This window comes from Salifodinibacter halophilus, from assembly GCA_012999515.1.
GTDB lineage: Bacteria > Pseudomonadota > Gammaproteobacteria > Nevskiales > Salinisphaeraceae > Salifodinibacter > Salifodinibacter halophilus.
The window spans coordinates 1-246 of the sequence record JABEEB010000565.1; the positions used below are offsets into that span (position 1 = coordinate 1).

The window sequence follows — 246 nt, forward strand, 5'->3', positions numbered from 1 at the left end:
CTCGCCGACCAGGTTGGTGCGGGCGGCGTCGGAGTAGTAGTGCTGGACGTAGCCTTCGCCCGGATTCGGGTAAGGCAGCGCGCTGGCGGCCAGCGACAGGGTCATGCCGACGGCAAAGGCGATCAGGGCGAGCTTGCTCTTGGACTGCTGACGCATTTCGACTCTCCTTGTGATGAAGCGCGGTGGCGCGACGCAGCCGCGGCTGCGGCGGAGCGCCGCTTTCCTGCGCAGTTCGTTTTCCCGCAC

Annotated in this window: 1 protein-coding gene; it reads right to left on the minus strand. The window is 67.1% G+C overall.

Annotated elements, in window-relative coordinates:
- A partial coding sequence (locus HKX41_12865) for a hypothetical protein (protein NNC25027.1) occupies positions 1–156 on the minus strand: 156 nt, incomplete at its 3' end.
- Positions 157–246 lie beyond the last annotated feature (90 nt).